Annotated in this window: 10 protein-coding genes; 6 read left to right on the top strand and 4 right to left on the bottom strand. The window is 41.8% G+C overall.

Going from position 1 to position 17,177, the window contains the following annotated elements; genetic code table 11:
• Nucleotides 1–364 precede the first annotated feature (364 nt).
• Together L1283_RS11140 and L1283_RS11135 are read left to right on the top strand one after the other, a co-directional pair.
• Nucleotides 365–2,332: a sensor histidine kinase gene (locus L1283_RS11140; protein ID WP_286851341.1), complete on the top strand. Its 1,968-nt coding sequence runs from the start codon at nucleotides 365–367 to the stop codon at nucleotides 2,330–2,332.
• Nucleotides 2,333–2,344: 12 nt separating this feature from the next.
• A complete protein-coding gene (locus L1283_RS11135; protein ID WP_088160951.1) occupies nucleotides 2,345–2,971 on the top strand; it encodes a response regulator transcription factor in 627 nt (208 codons plus the stop codon).
• Between the two features lie 9 nt (nucleotides 2,972–2,980).
• Here L1283_RS11135 and cydB read toward each other — a convergent pair whose 3' ends face one another.
• Nucleotides 2,981–4,057, bottom strand: coding sequence for a cytochrome d ubiquinol oxidase subunit II (gene cydB, locus L1283_RS11130; RefSeq protein ID WP_088160952.1), 1,077 nt, complete (start codon nucleotides 4,055–4,057; stop codon nucleotides 2,981–2,983).
• A 6-nt stretch (nucleotides 4,058–4,063) separates the two neighbouring features.
• Nucleotides 4,064–5,401, bottom strand: a complete 1,338-nt coding sequence (locus L1283_RS11125) for a cytochrome ubiquinol oxidase subunit I (protein WP_088160953.1) — start codon at nucleotides 5,399–5,401, stop codon at nucleotides 4,064–4,066.
• Between the two features lie 226 nt (nucleotides 5,402–5,627).
• Between L1283_RS11125 and L1283_RS11120 the strand changes: the two genes are divergently transcribed.
• From L1283_RS11120 to L1283_RS11105, 4 genes are all read left to right on the top strand, one after another.
• Complete coding sequence (locus tag L1283_RS11120; RefSeq protein ID WP_088160954.1) at nucleotides 5,628–6,614, top strand: hypothetical protein; 987 nt, start codon at nucleotides 5,628–5,630, stop codon at nucleotides 6,612–6,614.
• 438 nt (nucleotides 6,615–7,052) lie between these two features.
• Complete coding sequence (locus L1283_RS11115; RefSeq protein ID WP_313262709.1) at nucleotides 7,053–10,148, top strand: SusC/RagA family TonB-linked outer membrane protein; 3,096 nt, start codon at nucleotides 7,053–7,055, stop codon at nucleotides 10,146–10,148.
• 34 nt (nucleotides 10,149–10,182) lie between these two features.
• Nucleotides 10,183–11,793 (top strand): RagB/SusD family nutrient uptake outer membrane protein, encoded by a 1,611-nt coding sequence (locus tag L1283_RS11110; RefSeq protein WP_286851347.1) that lies wholly within the window; start codon nucleotides 10,183–10,185, stop codon nucleotides 11,791–11,793.
• A 73-nt stretch (nucleotides 11,794–11,866) separates the two neighbouring features.
• Complete coding sequence (locus L1283_RS11105; protein WP_286851349.1) at nucleotides 11,867–13,201, top strand: sulfatase-like hydrolase/transferase; 1,335 nt, start codon at nucleotides 11,867–11,869, stop codon at nucleotides 13,199–13,201.
• Between the two features lie 83 nt (nucleotides 13,202–13,284).
• On the opposite strand, the gene bglX is transcribed toward L1283_RS11105, so the two are convergent.
• Both bglX and L1283_RS11095 read right to left on the bottom strand, forming a co-directional pair.
• Entirely contained in the window at nucleotides 13,285–15,561 is a 2,277-nt protein-coding gene (gene bglX, locus L1283_RS11100) for a beta-glucosidase BglX (protein ID WP_312352241.1), read from the bottom strand.
• Between the two features lie 164 nt (nucleotides 15,562–15,725).
• The gene (locus L1283_RS11095) at nucleotides 15,726–17,111 is read right to left on the bottom strand and encodes a glucoamylase family protein (protein WP_248933371.1); all 1,386 of its coding nucleotides are present in this window, start codon (nucleotides 17,109–17,111) and stop codon (nucleotides 15,726–15,728) included.
• Nucleotides 17,112–17,177: the final 66 nt, after the last annotated feature.

Here is a 17,177-nt window from a genome sequence, read left to right as displayed (position 1 = left end):
ATAAAATATTCAAAAATAATTAAACGATTTCTGCGAGACCCTATCAAGTGCCGAAGAAGCTTTCGGATCCGGTCGCTATCACTGTCAATACCCATATATTCAGTTGTCAAACTCAATCTCACTACTTTAAGTCATTTCCTGTCGTATAAGCTTTGTCGGGAATAGCCTATGTATTTATTTTTTCTTAAAATCTCCAATATTCTTTTGTAATTTGCTCGTAAGTTATCTATTCAAAATTGTTTTGTAATTAAATCCAAGTTGTTTATCATTGTAATTGATAACTTAATTTCCTTTCTATTCCTAAATCATGGTACTCAACGGGTTAAGTGGGTTTAATTGTTTAAATGATTAAGATATTGGATTAATGATGTTTCAGTTGAGAGAGTTAACGAAGATATTTGCCTTTTTTATAGTATACTTTACTGTACATGCTGTAGCTGCACAGAGTTTTTTGCCATTGGATGAAAATAAATATCGATCTGAGGCGGAAAAATTATTGCTGTCGAGTTCGGAGGACAGTGTGAAAGCAATGCAGCATTTTTATTTGGCAGATTACTATAGATTTAGAGATACGACCAAATTTTGGGATCATATGCAACAGGGGGAGCGGTTAGCCAAACCGTTCCGGAGCTTACAGGCGATGGGGGCACTTTACAAAAGCTTTTATTATGGGCAATTTCTGGATAGTAAAAATGCAGGAGTTGAAGCCCAACGATGTGTAGACCTCCTTGGAAATGCGCAAAAGCCTTTTCAGCAGGGGCTTTTGGCCAAAGCTTGGTATAATCTGGGCTTAATTCGATTTCCTAAAAAAGGATTTGCTGATTTTCTGGATATTCTTAACGGGAAGTGCTTGCCTTATGCGAAAGCACATGATCCCATCATGGAAGGTAGTATAAATACGATGATCGGCATGACGTTTATGTCGTCCAATCAGCTTGCAAAAGCTGATGAATACCATCAATTGGCCATAAAACAGCTCGAGCAGCAAACGCCGAGTGCCGCACTTGTGGTGGCTTATCTCAATACAGTCAGTAATTATTGCTATCAGGTGAAATCCAAAGAAGCAAGAGTACTGTTGGACAAGGTCAAACAGCTCCTGAACGAATACCCGAATTCTTCCCAATTACCCAACTACTATTACAATGAAGCGCTTTATTTTACCACAAAGCAACAGACTGATGAAGCCCTTCGCCTGTTGGATATCGGTTTGGATTGGTCGGTGAAAATGAACAATTGGAAATTATTCCAGATGATGCGGTTCAGAAAGTTTAATGTGTATCTCTTACAGAAAAAGTATGCTGATGCTAAACTGCAGTTGGAGGAAATCGTGAAAAATGGATTATTAACGCGAGATCTTTACAACAGTAAAATTGTGTACAGTCAACTGGCGGGTGTGAATGAGCTTATGGGTAATTATCAGGATGCGCTGAAGATGTCCAATATGGCAAATAAACTATCCGATAGCATTCAGAAGGTCCAATTGCTGGAAAAAATGAATGAGATGGAGACGAAATATAAGACCGTTGAAAAAGAAAAAGAAATTTTGAATCTACGCGCAGAAAAGGACCGTAACCAATTTCGGATTTTTCTCGTTTTGGGTATTGCCGTTTTGCTTTTTTGTATTGTGCTTTTTGTTGCTTTTTTCTATCGAAAACAACGGAAGCTCAATACACAGATTCAGCTCAACCACGAAATTGTGTTGGACAAATTGGAAAAGGAAAAACAGCTACAAATTTCGGAATCTATGCTCAAGGGGGAGCAGCAGGAGCGTCAGCGTATAGCCCAAGATCTGCACGATAGCATAGGAGGTATGTTAACAGGTTTAAAATTTAAGATTGCCGGCGATGTAGCAAAGGGTACGCTCTTGACTGATGAAGTGCCGCAGAAGTTGAACGACATCTTAGGCGAAGTAAGGCGGATATCCCATAATCTAATGCCCGAATCGTTGCGTCAGTTTGGATTGATAGCAGCATTGGAGCAATTGTGTCTGGCAATGAAAAATAGTCATGTTTCGATCCAATTTGAAAACTATGAACCTGAATTGAATGTGGATTTTCAAAAAGGATTGGCCATATATCGAATTGTTCAAGAGGCTATTTCAAATGCATTAAAGTATGCAAACGCAGATGTAATTATCGTTCAGGTAAGTAAATCGGACGAAGTACTGCATATCCTCGTTGAGGATAATGGCAAAGGCTTTGATTCCGCTGTGTTAAATTATGGATTGGGTTTAAATAATATGGTCAATAGAGTGAAATGGATCAATGGATCAATTGATATTCAGAGTAAGCTTGGATCCGGAACTCAAATCGAAATTGGTGTAACTGTTTAAATAGGCTGAGTCATGAAGATAATTGCAGTGTTAGACGATCATCCTTTATTGTTGGAAGGTGTTGCCTCTTTTCTCAATAATCAGGATGGGTATCTTGTATATCCCTTTTTGGAAGAAATTACGTTAATTGAATTTTTAAAGGTCACGAAAGCGGATCTCCTACTTATGGATATGCAGCTGTTGAAGACAAATGGAGTGGATGTCTGTACTCAGGTGAGGAAACTGTTTCCTATGATTCCTATTGTTGCATTGAGTAATTTGGCCGATGGCAACCTTATTGTTCAGTTTATGCAGGCAGGTGGAAATGGCTATATCTTAAAGGATGTTAGCAACGAAGAATTCCTGGGCTGTGTACAGCTCGGATTGGACGGCAAAGAAGCAATTTGTGATCGGGCAAAAGAACTTTATCGTGGCGCAATTTCTACCATCAGCAGTCTACCTAGGCTTACACAGCGTGAAAAAGAGATTTTGACGTTGATCTCCAATGGACTTACTACAAACCAGATTGCCGAGCGTTTATTTTTAAGTCCAGTTACCGTGGAAACGCATCGGCGCAATCTCCTAACTAAATTTAAAGTTAAAAATATGATTGAACTTGTACAGCTTGCGATGAAACATAAGTTGTTGGGACTCGAATAGAGACCGCCCTTAGTGTTCACCGTAACCGACGTCATCAAGCTTACCTTTGAATACCCTAAATTGGATAATAAAATAGGCAACTACCAGAATTGCTGCAAACATAAACCAGCCTAAACCTACTGAAAGACCATATTCATGTGCTGCAGCATTTTGAATCGTCAAGGAAGGATTTACGTCATTCGTTGAAGGCAATAATATAGGGAACATGGAAGCAACGGTCGTGGCAAAGCTCCCCAGTATAAACAGGGAAGAAAATAGGAAGCCAATACCATCTTTCTTAAAGGTTTTGATCCAAAATTGTCCAAGTAATCCAACGGCAGCAATCAAAGGAAATATCCACAGCCAATAATGATTTTGAAGATTGTTTAAGGAAATGGGTTTCACATAATGCCATACATAGGCCGATAGTAGGACGAGAATAAGCAAGACAAAGTTGAGTTTAAAAACAATATCCTTTAATCTGGTATTTAGTGTGCTGGATGTTTTCAGAATGACCCAGCCTGCACCGTGGATTGTTAATGTAACGACGGCAACTAAACCTAATATGATGGTGAACCAGTCTATAATGCCTTGATGTTGGGCTAATGGGTCAAATGTCGGATTCCAAAGCGCTAAAAAGAAATAATGTGGCTCTTGGGTCGATACACCATTTTCTACCATACCTAGGTTTACTCCGCGAACGACATTGCCTAGGGCGGCGCCAAAGAAAAGTGCCAGCAACAGGCTTGCTAGACCAAAAGCTTTATCCCATAAAGCCTCCCAAAGACGATGATGAACCTGCCCTCTGAGTTCAAGACTTATCGCTCTAAAAATAAGCAGCCATAATACAAGCATGAGCGGCAAGTAAAATCCACTGAAAGAGGAGGCATAAAGTGTTGGGAAAGCAAAGAATAGGACACCGCCCGAAGCGATGAGCCAGACTTCATTGGCATCCCAAAACGGCCCAATAGCGTTAGTAACAGCTTTTTTCTCCTGTTCGGTTTTAGCAAAGAATAGATGGACGATTCCCGCCCCAAAATCGTACCCATCGAGTACGATATAAATTCCCAGCATGAAAGTTAATACGATAAACCAGAATATTTCCATAGCTAATTAGGTTAATGCAACTGTCGTTTCAGGGCCTTTTCTAATGATCTTCAAGACCAGCATCAGAAATAACAAACCCAAAAGAATGTATAAACCGACGAAGCCGAGAAAGGTAAATAATGTATTTCCAGAAGATACAGTAGGGGATACACCGTCTACCATGCGCATGAGATTATAAACTAGCCAAGGTTGTCGTCCCAGTTCCGCCGTATACCAGCCTGCAGTATTCGCGATGTAGGGGAAAGGAATCATAAACATAATGATCCACAACAACCATTTCGTTTGATACAGCCTGTTCCGCCAAAGCAGTAGTGCTCCAAGGACCATAATGCCAATGAATATGGTACCCAAACCTACCATGATGTGATAACTGTAATACAGTCCGGGCACGTTCGTTGGATGTAAAGATTGGTCAAATTCATTTAATCCTTTAATTTCTGCATCCCAACGCTGGTAGGTCAGGAAGCTCAATACATTCGGTACGGCTATCTTATTGTCCAATTTTTTGTTTTCCATGTCCGGTTGACCGATTAGAATAATCTCCGATCCGCCTTTCTCAGTTTTGAAAATTCCCTCCATGCCAGCAAAGGCTGCGGGTTGATATTTGACTACGTTTTTGGCTGCAAGGTCTCCTGTAGGAAACGCCAGCATAACGGAGGAAATAGCGCCAAAAATAACGCCGCTTTTAACGAATATCTTTCCAAACTTACTATGCTTGTCACTTAACAAATAGAAGGCTCCAATAGAAGCAACGAAAAACGAGCTGGTCACCAATGAAGCGGCTTGATTATGTAGATAAGATGGCCATAACCATGGATTACTGAATAATGCACTAAAATTGTTCAGTACAAATTTGCCATTTTCAAGAATCTCATACCCAACAGGATGCTGCATCCAGGAATGCGTGGCGATAATCAGGAAACCACTGGCCCAAGATCCAATAAAGACCATGAGTCCGGATAAAAAATGGAGCTTATGCCCCAGCAACTTTTCTCCAAAAAGAAACATCCCCAGAAAGGAAGACTCCAGGAAAAAGGAAAACATACCTTCCATGGCTAAGGTCTGTCCGATAATACCACCCGTAAGTTCAGAAAATTTGGCCCAGTTGGTACCAAACTGAAATTCCATGGGAATGCCTGTTACAACGCCCATGGTGAAATTAAGCGCAAAGATTTTCATCCAAAACTTGGAAGCATGGTTGTAGTCTTCATTTTTTGTTTGCAGAAATTTCCATTTGAAATAGACGATCATTAAGGATAAACCCATGGTCAATTGAGGGAATAAATAATGGAATGTAATTGTAAATGCGAACTGAAGTCGATTATAGAGAATCATATCTTCCATGTAGCCGAAGTTTTGGTTAAAAGACAGTTAAATATAGCCATTTTATTTGCGTATATATCCATGAAACTGTTTTATTTTTTGATAAAATAACTGGTTTTTTATTGTTTTCTGTCCTAAGTGTAAAATCTGAAAATCAAAACAGGGCATCCGCCGCTGTAATCTCTTTTTTATCTTATCTTCGTCCGAATTTAAGATAACGGTGGAAGGGTAGAAGAGCATTAGGGAAATGAAGAAAGTGCTAATTTTGATGGGTGTTTTATTGATCCCTATACTTTTTATTATACTAAATAATACGGGCCGGGGAACAGTCGCTAAAGATAATATTGTGTTTCGGGATAAATTATCTGATTACAATTTATTCAAGGGCAAAATTGCTGATCTTGTTCCAAATGACCAGGGGGTCTCTTATGAATTAGCTTCGGCCCTATTTACAGACTATACCGATAAAAAGCGTGTCATCTTTCTTCCTAAGGGAGGAAAAATGATCGCCACAGACGATGGTTTGCCCAGCTTCCCCGATGGTACCATCATTGCCAAAACTTTTTTTTATCCCCCGAGAGATGCGGTAGGGGACTCGAGACAGTGGCTGCTTGAAACGCGGCTTTTGATTCATAAAGACGGACAGTGGAACGCAGCTACCTATCAATGGAATGCGGCCCAAGATGAAGCTTTTCTGTTGATGGACAGTGCTTCCGTGCATGTCTCCTTTTTGGACAACAAAGGTGTCGAGCGACAAACAAATTATATTATTCCTTCCCGAAAGGATTGTATGGCATGCCATCGACAAGGAAATCATTTGCTCCCGATAGGTCCGAAGATCAGAAATCTAAACCGGATAATCGTTCACGATGGTGACAGTATCCAGCAATTGGTCCGGTTGACTCAGATGGAGGCTCTCGATCTGAAATCGTTCAAAGTTTCCAATAGTTTGCCCGGTTATGAGGATATTGGTCAATCGACTGCAAATCGTGCCCGAGCTTATCTCGAGATCAATTGCGCCCATTGTCACAACCCTAAAGGAACGGCTTATATGACCATGCTGGATCTGAGGTATGAAAGCCCGTTGAATGAAACTGGGATTTGGTTAAAACAAGCTAAGATTATTGGACGGATGTCTACATTGGGAGAGATACATATGCCTCAAAAGGGGACTACTGTACTTCATGATGAAGGAATACTGCTGATTAAAACCTATTTAGAAACACTACAATAGAATCTTCTTGCTTATCCCTAATCGACAATCTTTTAAGCCTGCCAGCTCGCTTTTATAGCCCCGCTGCATATCCTATTTATTTCTTTTAATAAAATCTATAGAATTAGTAGATTATATTAAAATTACTTCTATATTTGTGAGAAGATAACAGGTCGCGAATGAAAACATGTATTAATTTCAGGGCGGCGAATTAACACATTATTATGGAACATATCAATATTAGTAAAAGCACATTTTTCGTAAGTATTACTGCAAAGTCTTTGAAGGCTAAATCCCCTGATGTAAGAAAGATGCGAATGTGCCATATAGGATAATTTCCCTTATCTTTTCTCAAACTGACAGCAGGGGAGGCGCTCGCTTCCCCCCATGTCTTCAAAATAAAAACAAGTTTTCGATTGGCGTTGGCACTTGTTCGTATTCACCATTAACACTTTATCTATGAAAAATCTTAGGGTACTCCGGTATTCTACCTTGTCGCTATGTTTACTATTATCTGGCGTTGGGCATCAGGTATATGCGCAAACAGATGTCAGACCGATTATCAATGCATCCTTATCGGGATATGTATATGATAGCCAGCTTAAACGACCTCTTGAAGGCGTAACCATTCAACTCGAAGCCGTAACTCACGTTGTTACAACAGATCAAAAAGGTTTTTTTCAAATTGTAACGGGACAGAAATTACCCTTTTCGATTACACTCTCGCGCATTGGTTACAAAAAAAAGACCGTGTTAGTTTCCGAATCTCCCACGAAAATTGAATTGGATCCAGTTACACAGGACCTTGATGAAGTGGTCGTTGTTGGCTATGGAACGCAGAAAAAAATCTCGTTGACCAATTCAGTCGCCAGTATTGATGGTGATAAACTGACGAAAAGACCGGTTTCTAATACGCAGCAAGCTTTACAGGGCCTATTGCCGGGGGTAACTGTGCAAGACCTTGGTGGAAAACCAGGACAATCAGCTGCCAATATTCGAATCAGAGGATTGACTACATTTAATACCAATTCGAGCAGCACCAGTGGATATGATCTCAGCAAGAATAATGCTTTGGTCATCGTGGATGGAATTGAACAACCCTGGTCCAAGTTAAACCCCAATGATATTGCCTCAATTTCAGTCCTAAAGGATGCGGCTTCCACGGCGATATATGGATCACGCGCGACCAACGGTGTAATTATTGTAACCACCAAAAGTGCAAAATCTGGACATGTTGTGATTGATTATAATGGCTATTACGCCTTACAGAAATCAATTAATAAGCCAAAGCAGATGGATGCCGTATCCTACCTCCAATTGCAACAGGACGCCTACCGTAATGCGGGACTGGTGGTACCAGCGCGATTTAGTGACGAATCCATTACGGCCTACCAAACGGCAACTGATCGTGAAAAATATCCTTTACCGAATACATGGTTTGACACGCTGTTGAAAACAGCTCCTCAACAAGATCATGCCTTGTCATTCGCTGGTGGAAATGAGATCCTGCGCTCTAGATTGGCCGTTCGTTATAACAAGCAGGATGGTATTATTGAGCATTATGGTGCTGAATTGGCGGATATCCGGCTAAACAACGATTACAAAGCAACCTCTTGGCTTAATTTTACGGGAAGTATAAACTATCGATATAGCAAAGCCGCCGAGCCCGGACGTGATCCGATCAATAACTTTCTCCATGGCTCGATGTGGGTGGTGCCTAAATATGATGATGGTACCTACGGATTAAGTACACAAGGAAATAATCCTTTAATGTTGATTGAAAAAAGTGGTTTTAAAAAGGTAAATGAAAACTACCTAAGCTCCATCGTTAAAACGGACATTCAATTAGTGAAAAATTTGTTGTTTACTTCCCAATTTGGTGTTAGGGTAAACTTCAACAACAGCAAAACCTTTTTGAACGCTTTTGACAATAAAGACCGAAATACAGGGATAGTAAAGAGCTTTCCGATCAATTCGTTAACCGAAATTCGTGATAATAGCAGCGAGTATACATGGAACAACCTGTTGACCTATCAGTTGACGACCGGGCCAAATCATATCAAGGCATTAGCTGGGTATTCACAGATTCACAATTACGAAAATTATCTTACGGCCTATCGCGAACGATTCTACAACAATGACATTACCTCTATTGGACAGGGGGCTGACGACGCTACAAAAAATAATAGCGGTTATGATGTGCAGTATGGCTTGCGTTCTTTTTTTGGTCGGGTAAACTACGATTGGAAGGGCAAGTACCTGCTTGAAGTGAATGGCCGCTATGATGGTTCATCCCGTTTTACGGGAGACAAACAATACGGTTTTTTCCCTTCTGCATCAGCAGGATGGCTACTATCCAAGGAAGAGTTTTGGAAACCCATAGGGAATTGGTTGAACGAATTCAAGTTGCGTGCTTCCTGGGGAAAGACGGGAAACCAATCTGTCGACTTGTATAGTTATTATTCGGCCTTAATTGCAGCAGGATATGATTTTGGGGGTAAATCTGTACAGGGTTATCGGCTGGACAGTTATGCCAATCAGCAATTGGGTTGGGAGTCTACGACACAGTATGACTTGGGTGTGGATGCTGCTTTCCTAAACAATCGCTTGACGTTTACCTTGGATTATTATAACAAGGTTACCGACGATATTTTACTGAATCTGGATATTCCTGCCGTTTTGGGATTAAAACCTTCGCCCCAAAATGCTGGTACGGTACTGAATCGTGGCTGGGAATTCAGTGCAAATTATCAGCAAAGACCAAGCGCTCCTGGGGCTTTTGCGTACCAATTAAATGCAAACTTTAGTATCAACCATAATGAAGTAACAGATCTAAAAGGTACAGGACCCTATATCGCAGGGTCGGATATTGACCCAAGGTATATCATTGCCAAAGGGCTCCCGATCAATACCCTTTGGGGATATAAGACCGACGGTATCTTTCAGTCTGCGGAGGAAATTAAAGCTTATGGTGCTACGTATGCCACCAATACGAAGCCCGGAGATGTGAAATATGTGGATTTGAATGGCGACGGTATTATCAATGCAAATGACATGGCCGCCATCGGGAATTCCTTTCCCAAATATACGTTCGGAATTAATGGGAGTTTCAGTTTTAAAAATTTTGATCTTGATCTCCTTTTTCAAGGAGCAGCGAAAGTTGATACGCGATTGTCCGGTGCATTGGCGGAGATGGGAAATCAGGAAGGATTTACACATGAAATATTTACAGGCAATTATTGGACACCGACACATACCGATGCACGCTTTCCGCGTGTGGTCAAATATGATTTGCGCAATGTCGCAACGTCGGACCGTTTAGTGGTCAATGGTTCTTATCTGCGTTTGAAAAATATACAGGTTGGGTATACAATACCCCTAAATGCAATCGGAAAGACAGCAATCAACAAACTACGGGTATACCTATCCGCGACAAATTTATGGACAATTTCAAAATTGAACGAATGGAATTTGGATCCCGAAGCGGAATCTGGTCGAGCAGTATATTATCCGCAAACTGGACTTTATACACTGGGTGTGAATTTGACCCTGTAGTGTGATTGTTACTATACTATTTAATTGAGGACTCATGAATTTTTACAAATATCTATATCAAAAAGGAAACTGGATTTTCAGTTTCGGATTGTTTTCGCTTATGCTGATGGGCTGTGATAAGAATCTGTTGGATGCCGTACCAACTGATCGTCTGTCAGAAAATATATTTTGGAAGAGCCAAGCCGATGCGGAGCTTGCTGTAAATGCGCTCTACAATGATCTTGATGGAGCGGAAATCTTCTATTCGGATGCATTGACGGATATAGCGCATGTCAATCAGCCTTTCGCTGTGGATGCGTATATCGAGCTTGGTACTTATGACGCTTCAAGCTCCCGATTGTACAATACCTGGAGTAGTGCCTATAAAGGAATCGGTGCGGCCAATTACTTTTTGGCGAATGTTGGTAAAATCGAGGGCAGCCGGGATGAAGCACTAATCGCCAGATTTATCGGCGAAGCTCGTGTGTTAAGAGCCTATCAATATATCAAATTGGCCTATTTATTTGGCGGAGTACCTTTGGTAAAAGCGCCGCTGACTTTGGAAGAAGGAAGGGCTGTACAACGCGCCGACCTTAAAGAAATTTACGATTTTATTGACACCGAATTGGAACTGGCTGCGGCAAGTTTGCCTGAAAGCTACTCCAGTAACGATGTGGGGCGCATAACCCGTTGGGCCGCATTGGGCCTGAAAGCACGGTCAGATTTATATGCAGGGCGATTTGAAGCAGCAGCAAAAGCCGCAAAAACGATTATCGATAGCAAACGATTCGAGCTTTACCCCCTTTATGCAAATCTGTTTACGTATGCGGCTGAAAATAACAAAGAGGTGCTGTTGGATAAGCAATTTCTGGAAAATATATACACACAAAGTGTTTTTAGCCTCTTAGCCCCCTATAGCCAGCAAAATGGGCAGAGTACCTATGTGCCTACCAAAGCCTTGACAGATAGTTACGAGACTTCCAGTGGCTTGGTAATTACGGATGCCAATAGTGGTTATGATCCCAAAAATCCCTATAAAAATCGCGACCCGAGGCTTGCTTTGTCAATTTTTTTGGATGGCGATCCGCTTCCAAATGGCGCTATTTTTCATCCGGCACCCAATAGTGGGACTGCTGATGCTGTGGGGAGTACCTATATTGCTTCCACAACAGGTTTCAATATAAAGAAGTATATCGATAAAAAAGATTTGGCAAACCCCTCAAAAAGTGGGTTGAATATCATGCTATTGCGTTATGCCGAGATATTATTGACCTATGCGGAGGCAAAGATTGAGCTCGGCGAAATTGATGGCAGTGTTTACGAGGCCATTAACCAAATTAGAAATTCACGAACTGACGTAAAACTTCCACTAATAAGTAATCAAGTAAATCAGGAACAACTTCGCCAGTTGGTTCGTCGCGAGCGTACGGTGGAACTGGCATTTGAGGGATTGCATCTCGCGGATATAAGACGATGGAAAACTGCTGAAAAGGTTGTTCCTGGTAAAGTGTATGGCATCACCTATCAAAATAACAACGGAGAGGCAGCTGTCGTTGAAGCAGCCTCCGAAAGCCGTGTTTTTGATGCGAAAAAGCATTATCTCTGGCCCATTCCACAACGGGAAATTAACCTCAATCCGAATCTAAAACAGAATCCAAATTGGTAAAAATTGTTATCTTGTGGCACGATTCCAATTAACTCATACAAATATGATGCGATACACTAAACTTATGACCTCTATGGCTTTATTTTTACTGGTGGCTTTTGCCAATGCCCAGCAAAAAAAGCCTAATATTATCTTGATTCTGACCGATGATCTTGGTTATAGCGACATTGGTTGTTATGGAAGTCCGAATATCTCAACCCCTTTTTTGGACTCGATCGCCAGTAAGGGCGTGAGAGCAACAAACTTTATGGTTTCTACGCCCTCCTGTACACCGTCAAGAGCGTCTTTATTAACCGGAAGATATGCTTCCCGTTATAATCTTCCCGCACCGATCGGTCCAGGATCCAATTTAGGTTTGCCTGACGATGAGGAAACGATTGCCGAATTATTAAAAAAGGTAGGCTATAGAACTGCGTTAATCGGGAAGTGGCATTTAGGGGATAAACAGACTTACCATCATCCTAATCAGCAAGGCTTCGATTCTTTTTATGGCATGCTGTATAGCCACGACTACCGCGATCCCTATGTAAAAACAGACTCTGTCATTAAGATCTTCAGGAATCGGAAACCCGAAGTCGTTGCGCCCGATGATTCGGACCTGAGCGCACTTTATCACAAAGAAACAGTGAAGTTTATAGAAGACCAAGATAAAGATCATCCATTCTTTTTATACTATGCGCATAATTTCCCGCATCTTCCTTTGGCATTTGCCAATAAAAAGAACCGATTTGCAGATCAGCAAAATGCAGGCCCACTTGGTGCGGTGATGCAGGAGTTGGATCATAATTTTTCGGAGCTCTGGAAAGCGGTTGAGCGAAAAGGCCTCGCTGATAATACCATTTTGATTTTTTCAAGTGATAATGGGCCTTGGATATCTTATCCATCGCGGATGTCTGACGATCATGCCACAAAAAATTGGCATGTGGGTACCGCAGGTGTCTTCAAAGGTTCGAAAGCCGAAACAACAGAAGGTGGTGTCCGCGTACCTTTCATTGTATATGGCAAAGGCTATGCCCAAGAAGGAAAAGTTATTCGGCAGGCAATAAGCAACTTGGATGTGTTGCCTACTATCGCCAAATGGACTGGTGCATCATTACCGAAGAAATCCATTGATGGCCAAGCGATCGATTCTTTGTTGAATGGGAAATCGGAAGATTTAAAAACAGCACACAGACCGATATTTTTGGTGAATTATGGACATGTTGAGGCTGTTCGGTCAGGCGACTGGAAGTATCGACGGATAGCAGGCGGAGTCAATCAGATTTCGGGCAAACCCTATGATGCTATTGAAGAATTACATAACATTGCCTGGGATCCGAGTGAAAGAACCAATATTTTAAAGGATTATCCAGAAAAAGCGGCGGAATTGCGCGTATTGTTTGAAAGCTTTGATGGGAATATGAAATAGGTAGGCGTAACGACAGTCTAATATAAACAAGGCAGCCCTTATTTCCTAAAGGCCGCCTTGTTTTTTATACAGATGCAATAGATTTAAAGCAATTCAAATTCTTTTTCTTTTACATCGCGACTGTTCGAACCAATATAGACTTTGAAATTCCCTGGTTCGGCAACATAATTGAGGTTGTTGTCGAAGAATTTAAGATCGTCTACTTTGATGTTAAAGTTTACGGTTTTTTGTTCTCCTTTTTTGAGGAGTATTTTTTGAAACCCTTTTAACTCTTTTACGGGGCGAGTAATAGAGCCAACTAAGTCCTGGATATAGAGTTGCACCGTTTCTTCCGCATCATAATTTCCGGTATTACTGATGTCGATACTTGCTTGAAGAGTACCTTTATCGTCGATTGTGTTGCGGTCAAGACGGATGTCACTATAGGTAAAAGTTGTATAACTTAATCCGTAACCAAAAGGGTAGAGCGGGGAATTGCTTACATCCAGGTAATTTGATTTGAATTTTTCAAAATCACCCGAGTTTCCATAAGGTCTGCCGGTGTTTTTGTGTGCATAATAGATCGGAATCTGACCAACATTGCGTGGGAAAGTGGCCGTAATCTTTCCTGAAGGAACAACATCCCCAAATAAAACATCGGCTACTGCTTTTCCTGTTTCCGTTCCGCCAAACCAAACGTTTAATATTGCGGGTACGTGAGCATCTTCCCAGGTGAGCGTTAGCGGCCTACCTGTAAACAATACCAGTACAACTGGTTTTCCTGTTGCTAATAGTGCTTTTAATAGCTTTTGTTGATTTTTCGGAATATCCAGTTCTGAGCGACTGGAGCTTTCACCTGACATTTCAGACGCTTCACCAAGTGCGGCCACAACGACGTCGGATTGTTGGGCAACTTTCAGGGCATCAGCAATGATCTCTTCTTCTTTTCGGGAATCGCGTGCGATGGTACGGCCGAACATGGTTGCGTGGTTTTGGTAAATCGGATCCTCCAACAGATTACTTCCGAGATGGGTGAGAATATTTACTTTGTTGCCTAACACGGCCTTCATTCCCTCAACTAAAGAGGCTGTTTTGTCCAATTCAGCACTGACACTCCAGGTTCCGGGCATATTTGGACCTGAATTGGCTAATGGGCCAATGACAGCAACTGTTCCTGTTTTTTTTAATGGAAGCACTTGGTTTTCGTTTTTCAACAAAACAAATGACTTTGCTGCAATTTCCCGGGCTTTGGCATGATTGGCAGCCGATCCGATCACAGTTTTTGCACGTTTTTCGTCACAATAGCGATAAGGATCGTCAAATAAGCCTAATTTATACTTTGCCTCCAAAACAAAACGGCAAGCCCTGTCAATATCTGCAATTTTGACTTTTCCAGCATCCAAAGATTTTTTTAACGTCGTCAGAAATCCTTCACCGACCATATCCATATCAACGCCAGCATTCAGGCTTAAAGCAGAGACCTGCTGGAGATCACCAAGACCGTGTGCTGTTAATTCGTTTACAGCAGTGTAATCGGTTACGACCAATCCTTTAAAGCCCCATTGCTTGCGTAAGACATCAGTCATTAACCATTTGTTTGCCGAGGCAGGGACTCCATTGATATCATTAAAAGAAGTCATAATACTTCCCGCTCCAGCATCTAATGCCGCTTTGTAAGGCGGTAAATATTCATTGTACATGCGGTGGAGGCTCATATCTGTGCTGTTGTAGTCACGGCCACCTTCAGCGGCACCATATAAGGCGAAATGTTTAACACAGGCCATCATGGTGTTGTGTGCTGCCAGGTTATCCCCCTGGAAGCCATGGACGATGGCTTCGGCTACCCGAGAGCTTAGATAGGTATCTTCACCTGCACCTTCGGAAATACGACCCCAGCGTGGATCGCGCGAGATATCTACCATGGGCGAAAATGCCCAATTAATTCCATCGGCGGTCGCTTCTTCGGCTGCTATACGTGCAGATTGTTGAATCAAGTTCATGTCCCAGGTAGCGGCAAGACCTAAAGGAATTGGGAACACCGTACGATACCCGTGAATAACATCCATCCCAAAAATGATGGGTATTTTTAACCGGGATTGCTTGATCGCTATTTCCTGTGTTTTGCGGATTTTCGCTGGTGTACTCATGCTGAAAATACCGCCGATTTGACCATTTTTAATTTTCGCTTCTACTCCCGTGGATACTGTGGTTCCGGTCGTCGCTTCACCACCGGTGACCAAGTTAAGTTGTCCAATCTTTTCCTCGACAGTCATCTTAGCCATAAGCTGATTAATGAACGTGTCCATTTTCTGATTGGATTGCGCTGGACTTGTATGCCAGGCGATCAATGCAAGAAGGAAAGTACCTACTACTTTTTTCATCGTATTATTTTTTTGTGCGCATGGATTTTGCTTTCCTCGCTACATGGTAAGTTTATGTAAAGCGCTCAAGATGACTCTTGACGCTCTTTTATGGGATATCCTGTTGTTTTCGTGGAAGGAACCATTCTCAACGTGTGACGGATTGAAAATGATTCCACAGACCACTATTTTAAATAAGGACTTGTAAAACCGAGTTTCTTTAGTCCTTGTTGAATTTCTGGGGCCTGCATAAATAGCTCCCAGATTTTACCTGTTCTATAGTTTTCGATCATGACAATAATAGGCCCCTGATCGATGGCTAGATAACGTTGTGGATACCAATTTGCCGTTTCACTGTAGGCATCATAGTAACCATATTTACCCCAGACTTTATTGCCGAGTTGTTTATCTAGGTATTGCGCAAACTGGATGCTTTCATGTGGGGTGTAGGGCATGGAAGACAAAGCTGCTGTAGGCGAGATCACGCCAGGGTCGTTGTCTGGGTGATGTGCATCGTAGCCGTTAATGGAATAGCTGGCTGTCCAGCCCCAGCCTTTATCTGAACCATAACCTTTATAACCTTTTGGGTTTAGATCTGCATAGGCCAAATTTATCTTGGCATGGTTGCTTGTCGCTTCCCAATAATCTGCATATTGGTCTTTTAATCCTTTGGGACTCAATCCTAAATAGGAGTAATGTTCCCAGAATAACGGCCCCACTTCACCTTCTTTGGCATTGTGCTTGAGTACGAGTGGAATATCGTATTTTTTAGCGGAGCTTTTAATGGCCCCAGATCTTGCCCAGCCCTCATGATACACTTGGGGTGCAATAGGGTATGTAGGTGAGGAGGCTGCTAAAATATAGGTAATCAGACATTCGTCGTATCCTCTGACCGGATGATTTTGCTGGAAGTTAAATTTAGGACTCCAATGCCAATAAATAACATTTTGTCCATTTGTGTAATGATTCCAATTGATTTCTTTCCATAGTTTATCTGCTTTTTGGGCAACGAGTTGGGCAGAATCACCTTTGTCTTTTAGATATTCCCGAATGGCGATTAGGCCTTGGGCTAAGAATGCAGTTTCAACGATGTCACCGCCATTATCTTTTTCACTAAAGGGTTTCGCTGTACCCAGTTCTCCATCGTACCAATGTGCCCAGGCTCCTTTAAACCGTTCGATTTTGCCTAGATAATCCATGATGTGATCCAGCTTTTGAACACCTTGTTCCTGACTGATAAACCCACGTTCCATGGCGACAATCATACCCATGAGCCCGAAGCCACTACCACCTATGGTCACGACATTACGGTCATTTTGAGGGTAAACACCATCCATATGGATACGTTCCCTGGCGAGACCGGAAGTAGGTTCGGCACCTTCCCAAAAATATTGAAATGTATGTTGCTGAATAGTTGTTAATAGCGAATCTTCATTGATTTTGCTTCCATCGGTTGAATCAATCTTTGAGGGACTGTCTGGACTGCTATTAGTAGCGTTTTGGCACGAACTGCTGAGAATAAGCGCCAAAGCGATACCGCTAAGTGCTGGATATGCTATTCGTTTTCTCATGGATATGTTGTTTAATTCTTGAAAAAATGTTCAAACGACCATAGGTCGTTTGAACGGAGTTATTTT

The sequence above is a fragment of the Sphingobacterium sp. HSC-15S19 genome (genome assembly GCF_050433745.1).
Classification (GTDB): Bacteria; Bacteroidota; Bacteroidia; order Sphingobacteriales; family Sphingobacteriaceae; genus Sphingobacterium; species Sphingobacterium siyangense.
The sequence above is the reverse complement of the archived record's forward strand: the minus strand, read 5'-3'. Positions and strand labels throughout refer to the sequence as shown.